The 17,724-nt window shown below is 59.4% G+C and carries 10 protein-coding genes and 1 pseudogene; 3 read left to right on the forward strand and 8 right to left on the reverse strand.

The genetic code is table 11. The annotated features are described in order from the left end of the window. Positions 1-33: 33 nt before the first annotated feature. Positions 34-1,278, reverse strand: coding sequence for a right-handed parallel beta-helix repeat-containing protein (locus E9536_RS01285; RefSeq protein ID WP_124531644.1), 1,245 nt, complete (start codon positions 1,276-1,278; stop codon positions 34-36). Between the two features lie 716 nt (positions 1,279-1,994). Here E9536_RS01285 and E9536_RS01290 point away from each other — a divergent pair. Both E9536_RS01290 and E9536_RS01295 read left to right on the forward strand, forming a co-directional pair. Then, the gene (locus E9536_RS01290; RefSeq protein WP_059683290.1) at positions 1,995-3,149 is read left to right on the forward strand and encodes a glycosyltransferase; all 1,155 of its coding nucleotides are present in this window, start codon (positions 1,995-1,997) and stop codon (positions 3,147-3,149) included. Positions 3,150-3,170: 21 nt separating this feature from the next. Beyond that, entirely contained in the window at positions 3,171-4,250 is a 1,080-nt protein-coding gene (locus tag E9536_RS01295) for a glycosyltransferase family 1 protein (protein ID WP_059696333.1), read from the forward strand. A gap of 351 nt (positions 4,251-4,601) precedes the next feature. Here E9536_RS01295 and E9536_RS01300 read toward each other — a convergent pair whose 3' ends face one another. The 7 genes and pseudogenes from E9536_RS01300 to E9536_RS01330 all read right to left on the reverse strand — a co-directional run bounded on the left by E9536_RS01300 (position 4,602) and on the right by E9536_RS01330 (position 15,690). After that, entirely contained in the window at positions 4,602-5,855 is a 1,254-nt protein-coding gene (locus E9536_RS01300) for an oligosaccharide flippase family protein (protein WP_060358949.1), read from the reverse strand. 38 nt (positions 5,856-5,893) lie between these two features. Further along, complete coding sequence (locus E9536_RS01305) at positions 5,894-7,084, reverse strand: glycosyltransferase family 4 protein (protein ID WP_060358948.1); 1,191 nt, start codon at positions 7,082-7,084, stop codon at positions 5,894-5,896. Positions 7,085-7,468: 384 nt separating this feature from the next. Continuing rightward, positions 7,469-8,419 (reverse strand): annotated as a pseudogene (locus E9536_RS01310) (IS481 family transposase). 96 nt (positions 8,420-8,515) lie between these two features. Then, positions 8,516-10,327 carry an alpha/beta hydrolase gene (locus E9536_RS01315; protein ID WP_136469127.1) on the reverse strand — a complete coding sequence of 604 codons (1,812 nt, stop codon included), beginning with the start codon at positions 10,325-10,327 and terminating at the stop codon, positions 8,516-8,518. A 197-nt stretch (positions 10,328-10,524) separates the two neighbouring features. Then, on the reverse strand, positions 10,525-11,670 hold the full coding sequence (locus tag E9536_RS01320) for an acyltransferase (RefSeq protein ID WP_136469128.1): 1,146 nt from the start codon (positions 11,668-11,670) through the stop codon (positions 10,525-10,527). A 126-nt stretch (positions 11,671-11,796) separates the two neighbouring features. Next, the gene (locus E9536_RS01325; RefSeq protein WP_059696351.1) at positions 11,797-13,224 is read right to left on the reverse strand and encodes a DUF6418 domain-containing protein; all 1,428 of its coding nucleotides are present in this window, start codon (positions 13,222-13,224) and stop codon (positions 11,797-11,799) included. 150 nt (positions 13,225-13,374) lie between these two features. After that, entirely contained in the window at positions 13,375-15,690 is a 2,316-nt protein-coding gene (locus tag E9536_RS01330; RefSeq protein ID WP_059683276.1) for a GNVR domain-containing protein, read from the reverse strand. Positions 15,691-16,407: 717 nt separating this feature from the next. Between E9536_RS01330 and E9536_RS01335 the strand changes: the two genes are divergently transcribed. Beyond that, the gene (locus tag E9536_RS01335; protein WP_124544750.1) at positions 16,408-17,589 is read left to right on the forward strand and encodes a polysaccharide biosynthesis/export family protein; all 1,182 of its coding nucleotides are present in this window, start codon (positions 16,408-16,410) and stop codon (positions 17,587-17,589) included. The last annotated feature ends 135 nt before the right edge of the window (positions 17,590-17,724 follow it).

Genomic DNA, 17,724 nt, shown 5'->3' on the forward strand with positions numbered 1-17,724 from the left:
CGCGTTCCGCCGTCAATCGACAGCGCCGGGCAATCAACGAGGCTGCCACGCGAATTCGCGAACGCGCGGCAGTAACGACATATCCGCACCGACTACATCGGGCGTAACCAGCCGGGTTTGAAGCGCCATCGCGCACGGCTCGGCTTTCGCGTCGCCGACAGCGCAATCCTGCTTCGGGCCAACCCGTACCGGCATGCCTCCGATCCCCGACAATTGATTATCCGCAAGCCGGACCCCAGACACGTTTCCCCACACGCGAATGCCGTCGAAGCGCGCTTGCGATACGCGGTTGCCGATCACGGCCACTTGCGTCACCGTACCGGACCACGTGCTGACCTCTATCGCTGCCTGCTGCGTGAGTGGGCGCGGATCGGTCCGGCCGGTCACCGTCTGGATATTCGCAATTATGTTGTTCTCGATCCGGACACCGGACGCGCCGTAGGTCTGGAAGCTGTCTTCCTGCGCGACGAGAATCCCGGAGCTCACCTGCACGTTGCGCACGACGTTGTTCGAGATCGTCACGTCCGCGCCGCCGACCACCGTGATTCCGCGCCCCCACGTGTTGCCTTCGAGCGAGTTGCGCGTGATGAAGACGTTGCGGCTCAGCACACCATCGCCCCGGTAGCTCACCACGGCAATCATGTCATCCCCGGTGTCACGCACGACATTGCCTTGCACCAGCACGTCACGCGCGCCATGCGTCACATGAATGCCGTCGGCGAGCGTTGACAGTACCTCGTTTCCAACGATCGCGACGTCCGAGCCTCCAAACACGAAAATGCCGGCGCTGGCACCGCCTTCGATCACGTTGTCGAGTACTTGGACGTCGTGCCCCGTCACCTCGACCTTGGTCGACTCCCGCGTCGCCAGGCGCGTCGTGCCGGTTCCCCTGAGCCGAAATCCGATAAGCGTCGTACCGTCGCCCCGCATCTCGACCGTCTGGTCACCCGGGCGGGTTGCCATCAGCGTTGCGCCGTAACCCGACAGCACGACATTCGGCCGCCGCACGATCAGTGAACGACCGATCACATACCGCCCTGGCGCGAACACCAGTCGCTGCCCCGGACGCAACCCGTCCAGCACGCGTTGCAACTCATCCGCCTGATCTGCTCGGCCGGGGGCGGGATAAACGTATGCATCCGGTACGTTCGCATGCAGCGCACCTGAGGCCGACACGTCGGATGCCGCCACGACGATCCCGGGCCACATCGATCCGCCAGCCATCAGGATGCCGGCGATTACGGCGTACGCGCGAGACTGGCATCGTGAACCATGCATATCGAATCGGTTCCCTGGAAAAATCTGATGCACGGGGGCTGCCCCGTGCGCTCGAATACCCGCTGCCGCGGCTGACGTGGTTCACGCCCGCTGCCGCGAAATCGATTGCTTCTGCAGCGACGACAACAAGCTACATCCTTGCCACTCGTTGACCGCCGGGCAGATCGGCGATTTCGTCGAAACGGACGAGGTAATGCTTTCCATTGGACCATTTGATCCTGCTAGACCTCGGTGCGCCAGCACACCTAGATATGCAGCCCCATCTCTTCTGATGCCGCGACATTCCACGAATCGTTACGCGGACATAGCGCGAATCTCTCAACGACGAACCGCTCGGTGAATGTCGTCAGCCCAGGCGGCGATCGATTAATTCCTTCGTCGGTAAGCCATCGCACCCAGCGCGTCGCGCATGCGCTGCACAATGCCCTCATCGTCAAACGCGCGCCACGACAGGCACTTGCGGTTGCGTGATTTCGAGGGACGGTGGCCCGAGGCCTGCCCTCGTCGACTCTACCGTCGACGCCAACGGATCATCCACCTCAATCCCAACATGATGGATTCAATGCGCGAAATTTTCATGAATTCATGAATTAGGAATCCATATTTCACTGAGCCGGATGTCGCGTATGCGCGACCCGCCGGCTATTTGACAATCCGCCGTCCAACCACTTTCACGGCAATCGATGAAAAACGCGATCGAACCGACAGGCCGAAAGATGACCACAAAGAAGATCGTTCATATTGCCGAGGCGTTTGGTGGCGGCGTGCTTTCGATGGTGACCCTGCTAGCCAATCACGCCGCGGCAGCCGGCGTCGATGTGACGGTACTGCACTCGATTCGCCCCGAAACGCCGGCCGATTTTTCAACGTTGTTCCGGCCTGACGTGAAGCTGATCTACGTCGACATGGCACGCGAGGTCAGCATCAGGCAGGATCTTTTGAGCGTGCGCGCGCTGGCCAGGATTCTTCGCGACTGCAAGCCGGCCGCGATTCATCTGCATTCGTCGAAGGCAGGCGTACTCGGGCGTCTCGCGTCGAGAATTGCCGCGCCCAATGCGACGGTCCTCTATTCCCCTCACGGCCTTTCATTCCTGCGCTTCGATATTTCCCGCATGAAGCAGTTTGCCTATCTGAACTTCGAACGCATCGCGGCTCATATCGGCGGAACCATTGTCGCGTGCTCCGGCAGCGAGCTCGGTGAGATCAAGGAAAAAGTCCATGCGAAATCGGCAGTTCTCGTGGAAAACGGCGTCGATGTCGCCGAGATCCTGCCCCGCCGAGCACGAGACGATGGCAAGACAGTGGTTGGAATGAGCGGTCGGGCATCGTTCCAGAAGAACCATCACGCATTCGTCGAGCTGGCCACCAAACTGCAGCGGGCTGACGTCGACTTCCTGTGGATCGGCGGCGACGCCGACGAGATTCCGGATCCACGCCAGAGCACGGCCGTCATCTGCAGCGGCTGGGTGACTCGCGCACACGCGCTGGCACTCACGTCGGGTCTGGACATCTATGTCCAGACCTCCCGCTGGGAAGGCATGCCGGTCGCATTGATCGAAGCCCAGGTTGCGGGCATACCGGCCGTGGTGACGGACGTCGTCGGTAATCGCGACGTGGTGATTCACGGCGTAACCGGATATATCGCATCGAGCGTCGACGAGATGGCCGTGTATCTGACCAAGCTGCGGGACGACCGGCAACTTCGCGAAAAAATGGGTGCGGCAGCGCGCACGAGAGCGGTTCAAAGGTTTTCGATGAACACGGTCTTCCGGCAGTGGCACATGCTTTATGGCCTGGACGCGGTCGATTCTCACGCCGGCACTCGCGACTTCAAGCCGGTTGCCCTCGACCACGTCAAAGCCCGATTCTGAGTTCAATGTCCAATGATTGACATGACCGCCTTCAAAAAGTCGAAACATCTCGTGTACAACGGTCGATTCACCACGCAGAAGACGACCGGCGTACAACGGGTCGCACGCGAGCTGATCGCCGCGCTCATCAAGTTTCAGCCTCAAGAACCGGTGACCCTCCTTATGCCTCCACAGCCCGGCGTAGAGGTGAACGGCGCACGGACCGTCAAGGTCGGTTTTTACAAGGGTGCCGTGTGGGAGCAACTGGTGCTCCCGTTTTTCGCCCGTCCCGGTCGGCTCGTCAATCTCGGCAATTCCGCGTCCATTTTCATCCGCAACCAGATCATCTACATGCACGATGCGGCGGTATTCGACACGCCCGCCCACTTTTCGCGTTCGTTTCGGGTGTGGTACCGAATCATGTTCTGGATCCTGGCGCGAACCTCCGCTTGCGTGCTGACCAACTCCTATTTTTCACGGGACCGCCTCGCCTACCACTGTGGCATCTCGACCGAGAAAATCAGCGTCGTTCCGCTTGGTGCGGATCACCTCGACTCGCTGAAGCCCGACACGAGCGTGCTCGACGCGCACTCGCTGACGCCGAACCGGTTCGTGCTCGCGGTCAGCAGCATGAATCCCACCAAGAACTTTGGCCGGCTCATCGCGGCATTTCGGCAGATCGACGATCCGTCGGTCGACCTCGTCATCGTCGGGATGAGAAACACCACCGTGTTCGGAAACCAGGATCATGTCTTGGCGGCAGAACCGAACATCAAGTTCGTCGGCTATATCAGCGACGAGCAACTGAAAGCGCTGTACCAAAATGCGGCATGCTTCCTTTATCCATCCATCTACGAAGGTTTCGGCATCCCTCCTCTTGAAGCGATGCGCTATGGTTGCCCGACGATCGTCGGAAAAGCCGCGGCGCTGCCGGAAGTCTGCGCCGATGCGGCGCTGTACTGCGATCCGTATTCGCAGGACGACATTGCGGAAAAATTGCGGCGCGTGCTGGGTTCCGACGCACTCAGAGCCGAGCTCAGACGGAAGGGAAATCTCCACGCGGAAAAATACTGCTGGAGCAAAAGCGCAAAAATGATGACGGAAATATTCGAAGGGCTGTAGGCGATCGAAGCAAGCCGTCGCTTCGACGGAGGATTCGCACCGGCATGATCCGGCGCGCTCACTCTGACGGTCTTCTCAACCAAGACTCGCGCCGTCACCAAGCCCTGGAATCATGGAAAGGGTCGGCATTTGCGCGCCGAGGCAAAGAAGTTCATGACCAAGCCCCCGATTCGACTAGCAAATACTCGACCGGAAACCTGATTCGCGTATGTCACGCGGCTGAATCACCAGTGACGCAGCATCCGATCCTTGCCCATACTTGCGATCATGGCGCGAGCAGCCCTTCGTGCTCTCGGTAGAGGACAACGAACCGTCGTCGCCGCAGACCAACCTGTTCCGTCACGAGCCGCATCACCTCGATCTTGCCGGTATGTTGATCAGGCCAACCCGTTCACGGAAGAGCACGTACATGAGTACGACGGTCACGATCGTTTCGACCATCAACACCGCGATCGCCGCGCCACGCTCCGCGAATAGCGAGGCAAGCGGCGGCAGTATCGTGACGTTCAGCAAGCCGGACGAGATCAGGATGGTACTGAAAACGCGCTTCATGCCGAGCGGCAGCATCGTCTGGATTCCGAATAGATCGGTCATGCATGCCATGAACGGCACCAGCGCAAGACAACGCAGCACGCCGACTGTCGGCCCGAACGTGTCTCCGTACAGGATCCGGACCGCGAGCGGCGCGAACTCGTAGATCACCGCCGACATTGCGAGCACTAGCGCACCCTGCACGACAATCAGCTTGCGAAGGAACGCGAACGCCTCGTCACGTGCGTTATGCATCAGATAGGTGATATGAGGGTAAGTGGTTGCCCTCAGCGGCTGCAACATGCCGACAGCGGCCCGGATCAGCTTGTCGCCCGCGGCAAAATAGCCTGCGGCCACGTGACCGGAAACGATACTCAGCAGGACGGTGTTGGTCGAGGCGTAGAACGAGATTGAAGTCGATGCGAGGAAGACCTGCGTGCCGCCTTTCAATGCATCGACAATATCCGCGAACCGCACGCGGACACGCGCGATCTCTTGACAAAAGAACAGGTAAGCAAGCGAGGTGAAACCGCAGAGCAACGGCACGGCTGCATTAATGGCGACCGCATGAAGAATATCGTCCGGCGTGTGAACCCACAGGAAGAAAGCGCCGACGCTCAGTGCTCGATACCCGACCACCGTCATGCTGAACACGCTCAGCTTCTGAATACCCTGAAAGTACCAGCCTGGCGTGAGCGCGGCGCCTATTGCCATCCCGAATTCGATCAGCAGCGCCGTGCGCTCCGCTTCGAAGTACGGAATCAACGACGTCATCGCGACGAGTACCGCGAAGCCCGCGACGGTTATCAGCCACTGGGCGCTGATGGTCGTCCAGAAAATTCTGGACCGCTCGATCTTGTCACGCGCGAGCGCGACGCGTGGCGTCGCCGTCAGGTCGAAGCTGTAATTCACCAGATTGATGAAATACGTTGTCACCGCGAGCACGAACGCCAGCCTTCCGTACTGTTGAGGGCCCAGCACACGGGTCAAGAGCGGTAGCGTGACGAGCGGCACGACATACGTCGAGATCTGCAACGCAAACAACATGGCGAAGTTTTTTCGAACGGCGGTCATCGTGCTTTCTGAAGTGAAAATGGGTAGTGCATCGACTGTCAGCAGGCACGCGTGCGCGGTACGGGCTCGTCAATACCGAGCGCGGCATACAGCGACGATGCGTAGCAATCGATCGAGTAACGTGACCAGTCGTAGTGACGATTTTCGTCGGCGAGGTGCGTGCGTAGCGCGTCGATTGCGCGGGAGAAATCTTCGGGGAAGTTTCGATAGAGGATCTTGTTGCCGATTTCGTCGCCGAATGTCGACAGACTGCCGATGTCGTTCACGAGCACCGGCAGGCCGAGCACCGCGGCCTCGACTATCACGAGGGGGGCGTTTTCCACCCAGATCGATGGAAGCACAAGCGCGTCGTGCGTAGGCAGTTCGGCGAAAAGCGCGGCGTGATCGAGACGGCCGGCAAAACGCAACCTTCCGGCTTTGACGAGGTCCGCGTGGCGTTCCTCGAGAGGACCGCGCTCCGATCCGTCACCATAAACGGTAAGCGATTCGATCGCTTCGCCGGCGGAATCGGCCATAAGCGCGAGAAACTGAGCCAGTCCCTTGTCCGCTTCAATACGGCCGACGAACGCAAGATCCAGGCGAGCGCGCTGCGCAGGTTTCGGCGCGCGCGGAACCAATGCCGAATCGATCGGATTCGATAGAAGCGTGACACGGGTTCGCCCGAATCGCCCGATCAGGTCGCGCATGAACGGGCTTGGGCAGAGGATTTCATCGAACAGGCCAAGCGGGTCGAAAAGTGCATTGACCGTGTGCCAATGCAACTTCTTAACGACGTCGTGGAAAATTCCGTGCGGACTGGCGACAGAGACGATGCGCCGGGCACTGTGCAGCTGGTCCAGCGACAATGGTTTCGTCTGCCCGCGGGAATAAATCTGCAGGCTCGGATTGTAGAACACGAGATGGTAATCGTGCGCAGTCAGGTACAAACTGCACCCCGAGCGCCGCTTGTAGCGGGCAAGCACGGGCAAGATCGCGCTCGACAGCAGATTGTGATAATTGTGTACCAGAATGCGTTGTGGCCGAAACCGATCGAGCTGCGCGACGAGCGCACGCGCAGTCGCGCGCGACCATACACGAGCGCGCCGAATATTTTCGACCGCGGGCAGCGCATGCTCGTCGAAGGTTTCGACCGTCACGTCGTTGCGCGCGCGCAGCACATCAACGGACATTCGGTACACCTCCTCCGCCCCTCCCCTTCGAACGAAGTCGTTGATGACCAGCACGCGCATCACGCAGGACCTCGACATACGTGATGCCGGAAGCTAGACGCATCGTCATCGTCTTCGCGTCGCGTCGAGATCTGCACGGTGTCGCAGGCCGCTTGCAAGCAGTAAATTTTGCGCAATTTCCGGCAGTCGTGGCAATTTCGTTTCATGGATATTCCTGAGCGGAATCACTGCGCCAGGTACGTCCGGCAAGTGGCCCCGTGACACACTACGTCGCAACGATAACGTACCGAGAATGACGAATCTGTTCGCATGGTCACTCAGAGCCGGTTTCGCCATACCTTCCCGGTGTGCCCGCGAACGTTCCTCGCAACGCTCGAAACGAATACCGCGATAGCGGCGGCGACATAACGCTGCCCGCCCCACCGACAACGATAAGGCTGCGGCCTAGCTGCGAAGCGTCAAGAGGTTGTTTCTCGACGCGGGCAGTCTGGCCATCGGCGCAATTCCGCCGATGGCGCTGTGGGCACGATGCCGGTTGTGGTGATGCGGCCAGCTTGCGAAGGCATCGCTGCGGTGGGCGGAGCTTTGGTATGTCCAGGCGTATGCCCACTCGCGCAAGGCCGATTGGATGAACTGCTCAGCCTTGCCGTTGGTCTGCGGACGATACGCCCGTGTAAATTTGTGCCGGATACCCAATTCCTGACAGGCGCGAGCGAATTCGCGTGAACGGAACGCCGAACCGTTGTCGGTCAACAGCCAGCGCACACGCACGCCGAGTGCTGCATACCAAGCCACGGCGTCACGCAAGAACTGCACGGCACTGGCCTGCTTCTCGTCCGGATGCATCGCCGTGAAGGCAATACAAGCGTGGTCATTTACGGCCACAAACAGATACTCCCAGCCGATGCCATCCACCGAATTGCGCCGATCGCCCGTGACGCGATGGCTGGGGCGTGCGATGCGGCCGAGCTTCTTGGTATCGATGTGCAGAAAATCCCCCGGAGCCTCATGCTCGTATCGCTGGATCGGCTCGCGCCGCTGCAAATCGGTCAAACGAGACAATCCAGCACGTACCAAGACTCGACTGACAGTCGACGCAGATACACCGACCTGGCGTGCGATCTGACGCTGCAACTAGCGCTGCTGGCGCAACTCAACGATCAGCAGAGCCGTGTCCGGCGCAATCGCGCGGGGCGCACGAGTTGGTCGAGAAGATGCGTCGGCCAGTGCAGCCGCACCGCCTGCCAGGTAGCGTCCCAGCCATTTGCGTACAGTCGGCGCCGTCACGCCGCGGTCGGCTGCCGCCTGCGGCACACTCAAACCGAATTCGGTGATCTCGTGAACCATCTCAAGTCGGCGGGCAAACGTGAGTCGGGCATTCTTATGGGTGTTCATCCGGCTGGCTTCCCGGAAGGTTGGATGTTTGGCGACTTCCAGTCGCCCGGACTCAGTCCGGATGAACCATCGATACAACCCATTGAAGCTTCACAACTAGAGCGTCGACTCGGTGTGCCGTTTGCGCGAGTGCGACACAGTCACGTGTTTCGTTTTCTCCGGCACCGCTAGCTCCACCGGCGCCCGCCAACATGCAAGCAGTGCAGTACACCTATCGATGACATATTGCGCGGCGGCGGTGCCGTGCAATGAATGATCGACGGATTCCTGCAGATCGACCGATATGTTCGGCAAATGAGCGAACGCTCGCGACGCGGGACCGAAATGCCGTACCAGTGTATCGACGCCCGGATCGAGCATGCCGTAGACAAGATGGGTGCGAATGCCACGCGCCGACATGTCGCGCAGCAATCCTCGCGGCGTATCCTTGCCGGGGTATCTCCCGACCCGCTCTGCGATACGCATGATCGGCACCGACATGAAATCGACGAGGAAGCGCGACAATCCGCGCAGTACCGGACGCAAATCACGACCACTGCGCAGCAGACGGCGCCACTTTCCAGCGCTGCGCAGCGACGCTAGATAGCCTCGCATCGAATTCGTCTGATTCTTGATCACATTCGTGAGCGTCTCTCCGCGCGGCCACACGAAGACCTGGAGATTGACTGCGATCGCGCCGGCAAACTGGCCGTTCGACGCGGCATGAAGCGACGTATACGCACCGGAGCAAATCCCGAACGAAACAACCTTGTAATGCCCGTGCTCTTTCAGCCAGTCTGCAGCTGAAACCATATCGGTGATTACCTGATCCGAATACGGGATGTCCTGCTGATTGTCACGTGCGCGCGCGCCACTGTCACCGATTCCGCTGGCATCAATCCGCAGACTGCAGATACCCTGCGCGGCAAGCGACCGGGCGAGTCGAACCGCGAGGCGTCCATCCGCGATGCGTGGATTGGCGGCCGTATTCGTTATCAGGAGAGTGGGTGCGGCGGCACGCATGATGCCTTCGGCCGGCTCGCACAGCACCCCGACCATCTGCTGCGGACCCACGCGAACGATTCGTTCGATACTTTCTTTTCCCTTCAGTACCACGCCGGCGTCGGTGCATTGCGCGCACGCGCGAACGATCGGATCCGGATCGTCGTCGAGCCAGTCCGCAACCGTGTCGAGCAATGCCTCCGGAAGCCGCGACCAGAGCGGCTCTCGCATTGCGTCCGCCCAGTCGGTGCATGCATGAACCTTTACCTCGACACCCCGCGCCTGCAACGCGTCCGAAAGCGTCGCGCTGTCGCCGTACGGTGCATCGACCAGCAATGCGCGCGCCGGCAATGTGCTCAATTGACCGGCAATCTGGCGCAGGTCGATACGCCGCAGCGCCTCGACCAGATCATCTGGGTACAGGTGTCCGAGTATGTTCAGGGGTTTCTCGTCGCGAACCGCGCATCTCACGGTCGGCGGAGCATTGTCGAGCCAGTGTTGCGCGACGACAGAGAGCTCGCGCAGGTAGCCGCGACCGCGCACGACGGGCGCGAGCGCGATGAAACGGGTTAGCCCGGGGATGCCGTCCGCGGCGAGGAGCGCCACTGCCGCGCCGGCACGTACCCCGACGAGCGTCAGATGGTCCACCGTGATGCGCTCTCGCAATGCCTGGACCGCGGACTGAACGCTCCCGAGCATTTTCCCGAAGCGATCAGGATCGCTTTCGTCGCCTAGCGAATCGCCACTCGCCGGATAATGAAAGCGCAGCACCGGGAAGCCACGGTCAGAAAGATGCTCGGCGAGTGAACGCACGAGCTTGTGAAGCCAAAGTGCTTCGTGACCGAGCGGCTCGCAGATGACGATGCCGTGTGTTCGATTGCCCTCGTGAAGCCAGCCGACGCATCCATCAAACTGGACAGGTGTCATGGTCTTATCCTTGTTTTAATAAACTCTAACGAAATCCGCTATATGGACTTCAATCGTGCGGTGCCGACCGATATCCGTTTCATGCCGCAATCCAGCATCCCCCGGAAGATATCGGGCGGCCGCTTCTCGATCCCGAGAACCATCCGCGTTTCTCTTTTTCAATCGGCCCGAATGTCGCCCGGACCGATCCGTACGGATCAGCCGTCAGCGTCGCCAGAGGCAAACAGACGACTGCTGCGCCGCGCGGTGAGCGTACGCGCAAACTCCACGAACGGAGCCTCGCACAAACGATAGCCGGCCCATGACAATGGAATCAAAGGCAGGACCGGTACGATCATGTAGAGACCAAGCGGCCATCCGGTGACGTGGAAACGCTGGCACAACCAGAACATTGCAAACAACGGGAGGCTATGCAGCAAATAGATCGAGTAACTGATCTCGCCCAGCCATGAAAGCAGGCGAATGCGGAGCTTCAGAACAGTCGCCAATGCGACGAATATCGCGATGCCGATGAAGTAAGCAAGCGAAGTCGGAAAGTGTTCCATGTTGTTATGTCGCCAATCGCTGAGCGCCCCCATCAGCGCGACACTTGCAATCACCGCCGTCAGGCAACCTACCGCCGACCGGTAAGTGAGCGCCATTCGACCCGGTGCACCATGCCCTGGCCATCGAACGCGCAGCAATTTGAGGGGCGTGTCGTATGCCTGCCGAAAGCAGGCACCCCAAAACATGATACCGAGATGGTACGGCATGGTCTTGTATTCGCTGGGCATACCGGCCGGGGCGAGTTTCAACTCGACGATCGTCACGAACAGCCCGGTCAATCCGATGCTGACAACACATAGGCAGAACATCCGGTGAAGTACGCCGCCCCAGAACAAGATTAGGCAGAGCCCGTAAAAATACAATTCCGTCTCGAGCGTCCAGCCATGCGGCAAGATCAGGCTTTCTCCGAATGCGGCGGGCATCATGGTCACGTTTGCCACGATCCCATCGATATCCATTTTTTTATCAAACAGATACCAATGAACAAAATATCCCAAAGGAAGCGCCAACCAGTATGCCGGGTATAACCGGAAGAACCTTCGAACGAGGAACCGCTTCGTTCCCGCACCAATCTCTCCGTGCAGGCTGGAGGGAATCAGCATGCCGCTGATCGCGAAAAACACGACCACACCCACACGCCCGAAATTCATGGAGCGTTGAAGCGTGTCGAGCATGTATTGCGATCCTGCCAGCGGAGCAAATCGCTCGGCATAGTGTGTCCATATGACGAGTATCACGGCAACCGCGCGCATCGCATCGACATGGTGAAAGCGCTTCGAATCGTTCGAGTGGGACATGGCTGAAATAGTGAAAACCCAAGTATCTCGATCGCAACGCGACACCCATGCCTGCGGCGTCCGCCCAAATGATTCCGGTCGTCGAGATCGCACCGTTCGGTGCAACGGCCCAAGCGAATGCCGCATTCAACTCGAGCCGGAACGCCTCCTGTCGATCACGTACCACCAAACCAGTGCGGCCAACGCATAAAATGCCGTGCGCGAGCCGAACATCATCCAGTAATCGCCCTGCTGAACGGCGAAGGTCGCATACGAGAAGACCTTCGCCATCAGCCACAGCATCACGACCCCGCCACGCATCGTGACCAGGATCTGTAACGCGGCCAGCGCACCATATACGACGCCGGTCATCGCGACGAAAATTGCCCCCCCGACATAGCCGAACCAATACACGGGTACCGCCATGTTTCCCATCGTGAACGTGACGTCGTCGAAGATGTAGGCCTTGAGGAGCTGTGGCTCCATATACGAGATCATCAAGTCGCGCAAACCACTCGGTTCGGAATCGTCGAAAAAGGTTGGCATCGTCCAGGAAGCGAGAGAGTTCACGAAACGCCAAAAAGCAGCCGCGCCGCCGAGTGCCGGTGCCGTGAACATCCGCGCATCACCGTCCACCACGTACCACGGCTGCCCCTGCAGCAGAAAGCGCGACGAGATCACATCCGCAACTTCCAGCCCCTGCCCCCGGTAGGCGTAAACGATGGAAACGGTGCCGAGCAAGAGCGCCAGCCCGGCACCTATACCCAGATAGCGGACAACCGGCTTACCGTTCATCGCATGAATCGCGATGAACGGCGCCAGCGAACACAGGCCGATATGCAGCACCGCCATGAATTGCTCGCCATGCAGCACATTGAGGCCCAGGTCGATCGCCATCGTAAGGATCGCCAACCACCGGATGCGTTTATTGGAACTGGTGGCAATGGTGCCCAACAAAAAACCCATGAAGGTTTGATTGTTCAGGAAAAGATTGAACATCGCGCCGTTCGACGCATCATTGCGCAACGCATACCTATTGATGCCGGTAAACAACGAGAATCCCGACGTCAGCCCCGCCAGCACACCGGTCACGATGATCGCGGCCGCAAGTGCAAACCCCATCGTCATACTGATTGGTTGCAACGCAATCCGCGCCCTGATCGGCTTGTACGACGGGCGCTCATCAAGGAACCTGTCGAATGCGACGAGCGCACATAAGACAAAAATCAGATAGAACGAAAGAAGCCGGCTGAAAGCGCCGGTCGCCTCACCCGAGATGTCGGTTTCCCTCAGGTATCCACCGTTCTCCAGTCCGACACCGGCAAGGAATGCAGTCAGCCCGATCGCGAGTACATAGAGCACCGACACTGCAAACACCGGACGATACTTGACCAGGACGACAAGTCCCGATGTTGCCAGCAACAACGTGCACGTGGCGCTCGACTCCGTCACGCCGAGCGCCGGCATCATCGCATTGATCAAAAACGCAAGCGCGAATAACGTCGATATCGTCACCCCGGTTGCGGATATCGGCCCCCCGTTGATTTGTATTGTTCGCGCAGTTTTGTCTATCATGCTGCAACCTGAAATTCGTTCCACCGGTGACGCACCGTTCTAGCCGCGCGCGCCCTGCCCGCTGCAAGATCGCCCCCCTTCCGCAAGCGCACTGCCGGCTCCCTCGCTCGATCCAGCCATGAACCAGCGAATTGACTGGTGCATGCGATATCAGGCAACGTTTCTCAGCAGTCCCTTTCTTACCCGCTCCCACGCCCTGAACAGAAATGCAACGGGTACGACGTCGCCTGGAGCGTTTCGCGACTTGGCTTCTTTCGTATGCGGCTCGATGTTCGCGTAATGGCGCCGACGCAATGGTGAAGGCTGAAAGCCGTTGAATACCAGCCCATCCACTTTCACGCCAACCCGGTTCAAATTCCGGATCACATCCGCCACGCCGGCGTAGCTGACCGAACCTTGCCGCGCCACCATCAGCGTAACGTCCGCCAGCCTCGACAACATCGCGACCTTCGCGACCGGGCGCGCCACTGGCGCATCCACGACGACCGCGTCGTATTCGCGTCGCAATGCGGTGATCAGAGGATCGAGCCGCTCCATTTCGAACAGGTGCCGCGACGGCTCGACACGTTTTCCTGCAGGCAGTACATCGAAATTTTCCCGGACGTGGTAGATCGCCTTCCCGAGGTCCCGCGAGCCAGTCAACACATCCGACATCCCTGCCGGGTATTTCGTGGACACGTATCGATCAGCGCCCGATTCGTCTGCATCGGCACGCACCAGCAGTGTTTTGAGACCGCTTTGCGAGAACAAATGCGCAAGATTGGCTGAGATCATCGACCTGCCCTGACCCGGCTCGGGAGACGTGACCAGAACGATCCTTGATTTACCCTGCGTAGCAGTCGTCGCGTAACGCAACAACAGCGCCAGATCGTCCAACGCTTCGGCCAGCGGCGTATCGGGATACTCCCTTGCCGCTATAAACGCCGATCTGTCGTTCAGGTCGGCCTCGACCTGATGTAACGAGGTCGGGACAATACCCAGCACAGGGACGCCGGCCACCTCCTCTAAATGCTCCGGATTCCGGGCGTTTTGGAAAAACAACGCACAGCCTTGTGCCGAAGCAACGCCCAGTATCAAACCGATCGCAGCACCCAGCACGATGACGAGCAAGCGTTTCGGCTGAACCGGTTTGTCGGTGACATCAGCCTTGTCGATAACGGACGCGTTACCGACGGTGCCAGCTTTTGCAATTTGCAGCTGCTGCGCGTTGTTCATCAAGCCGATATAGAGTTGATTGTTGACCTCGACGTCGCGCGATAGGCGCAAGTAGGTCTGCTGCTGCGACGGCAAGCGCGCGACCTTGCTTTTCAATTCCGCCGACTGCTGATCCAGCGTTTTCAGCTTGCTGGCTACCGCAGTAAGCTGAGGTTGTCCGGCGACATATTTCGACGCCAGATCCTGGTACTCGAGCTTGGCTTCGAGCCGCGACTTTTCTACGAGCGCCAACTGGTCGATCAGCAGTTGCACATCGCCTTGCGCATCGATCGATCCCTGTGCATTGCGAAACTCGTTCAACGCATGCTCAGCCTGCTCCAGTCGCTTCTTGACCACCGGCAATTGCGTGTCGAGAAACGCAAGACTGTGCTCGGCATCCTCCGAGCGCCGCTTTGTCTTGGCGTCCAGATAGGCGGCAGCAATGGCATTGAGCAACCGCGCGGCATACACGGGGTCAGGGTCCTCGAAACTCAGCTGCATGATGCCCGACTGACGTTTCGTTTCGGCCCCGTTCAGTTTCTTCAGGACAGCCTCGAGTCGCACCGGCGTGGCGACGCGGCGCACGCGAAATTCCGTACCGGCGCGTGCCACGATCCGCGATACCTCCACCCGATACCCGTTTGCCTCGGTTGGTTGGCCCACTTGGCCCGCCAACACCTCTTGACCATTGCTGTTCTTCAACAGGAAGCGATTACCCTCGAGATAGTCGAGTTCCAGTTTCTTGCCGATCTGCGCATCGGGAACGTCGAATTTCGTGAATTCGATCCGCTCGCCGCCCCACGCCCAAAACGGCGTATTTAACAATGGCTCGACGAGGCCATTGCGATCCTTCGACAAGATCGAACCGAGTAAACCGCCGACGAGCGGAATCGTATTCCTGACCGACACATCTACCTGCGCGACGGTAGCGTCGATTGCCTGGGTGACAACCGCGCGCGAGCGAGCGATATCGATCTCGCCGACGACGGCCGAGTTCTGGATATCCAGCGCGTTTGAAATTTCGGAGAGCGAACCCAGCGCGCTGTGCTTGTTTTCCTCGACCTGTATCAACGTGTCCACGGAGTACATCGGTGTTGCCGCAACGGCATACACGATCGCCAACAGCAAACACCCCAGGAAAACAGCCAGGAAAACGCGCCAGTGATCAAACACGTTTTCCAGCAGCTGGACCAGCGTGAAGTCAACCCCGTTTCGAGAAATACTTCCCGATCCGTCTCGAGATCGCTTCGATGAAGGCCTATCCAATGTCATGCATACGCTCCCAAATTGCCGTCCTGACGGGCTCACTGTCGCCGTGCATGCTGTTGATCACGCATGTCCCGCCACTCGCTCCGGGCCACTCTTTTCGGCACATCACGCGAGGCACTTGTCCTGAGTCCGACCACCTGCACGCGAGAACGCACCGTCGAATTCGTTGAACAGAAAACAAGTGACCTTGCTGGTCCGGATCACTATGCGATAAATGCGCGGTTTTCTGAGTGCGATGCCTTACATTAAGCGGCCCCGAGTAAGCGAATCACCGGGTCGCCGACCCTCTCGCGCCACGTCGGGGGGCGATTCGAGAAATGTGGCCCAGCCTACTTGAACGCGCCCGACCGCAATGCCCCCCCCTGTTTTCGACCTACCCCAACCGCACAAATAAATGACGAATCAACGACTGCTCGCGAGCGACCAATCCGGCCTGCTATCCACGGCTGGGTGAACTAACGCACATCCTTTTTCCGTGGTTCGTCCAACATGGCCCATGCGGGAACCCATCCCGGATCGGCCGGTACGCCCGGCAGCATGCGATGAGGTCGAGGCGTTTGATAGTCGGTCGACTGGAACGGCAAGCGAGCGAGGAAACAAGTGGGGTCTTCGGTCGAACTCAGGTTCATGAGCCCCCGTCACCTGCCGAAAAACGTCTTCGTCGCAATACGTCAATGTATCGATGACAAGGCTTTTTGTTTAACCATGCTGAATGACGACATGAGCAGCCACGAACGATTCGGCACATCGGTGCCGAACAAGAACGACCCGACAGGGCGCCGAACGCGCGCGGCGCTTTGCCTGGCGATTTCCGCCATGCTTTCCGCTTGTGCATATGCGCCCGGACAGCACATGGCGTCGTCCCCTGCATTGCCGGTCACGACTGACGACAACGGTGACGTGACCAGCGACATGAAGGTGCCGGTCAAGCAGATCGATCTGACGCTGATCACGCTCATTCGCGCGGAGCAGAAGAACCGCACCGCGTCGCCCATTCCCGACAATCTGCTCGGCAGGCCAAGCGGCTACAGGCTCGGTCCGGGAGACGTGTTGCAAATCACGGTATGGGATCACCCGGAATTCGCCACCGCTGCCGGCCAGCCGACGCCGAACACGAAGTCCTCGGACGCGGCGCCCGGTTTCGTCATCGATAGCGACGGCAACGTGCAGTTTCCATACATGACGCGACCGATCCACGCCGCCGGAAAAAACGCGGTGCAGATCCAGCGGGAAGTCACTGCCGAACTCAAGAAGGTGTTTATCAAGCCGCAAGTTACCGTTCGCGTGGCATCGTTCCGTGCCGAGCAGGTGTATGTAGACGGTGAAGTGCGAGCACCCGGTTCGCAGGCGATCAACGACATTCCGATGACTTTGGTCGAAGCAGTCAATCGCGCCGGTGGCTTTGCACCGACAGCGGACCAGAGTCGCGTCACGATCACGCGCAATGGGACGACGTATCCGGTGAATGTCGCGCGGATGATGCAAACGGGCAAGAACCCCGCCGCCATCATGCTGCAGCCGGGCGACCTGCTGCATGTGAGCGCGCGCGAAGACAATCCGATCTACGTGATGGGTGAAGTCAACAAGCCGCTGGCCGTGCCGCCGCAACGTGACGGTTCGCTCACGCTGAACGAAGCACTTGCACAGGCCGGCCAACTCAACCAGCAGACGTCGAATGCCAAACAGGTTTTCGTGTTGCGCAAGGCCGACGACAGCGATCCCGTAGTCTATCGACTCGACATGAAGTCACCGGTTTCGATGCTGCTGGCGAATCAGTTCCCGCTGGCGTCGAAGGACATCGTCTATGTCGACAATACCGGGCTCGTCCGGGCCAGCCGCGTGCTGAATCTATTGCTGCCGGCAATCAGTGCGGGTTTGACCGGCGCGCTCATCACCAAGTAATTCCGCTTGTCGGCCTCGGCAAGCCAGCGTGCGAACCGGAAAGACACCGTCCGGTGACGCACGCTGTTTCATTTATCCGGGGGGGATACGCCGCGGCCTCGCGTGAGCGGCACGATATACAGTCGGCTAGCGCCC

Origin of the sequence: Burkholderia sp. LS-044, from assembly GCF_004803625.1 — a bacterium.
Classification (GTDB): Bacteria; Pseudomonadota; Gammaproteobacteria; order Burkholderiales; family Burkholderiaceae; genus Burkholderia; species Burkholderia cepacia.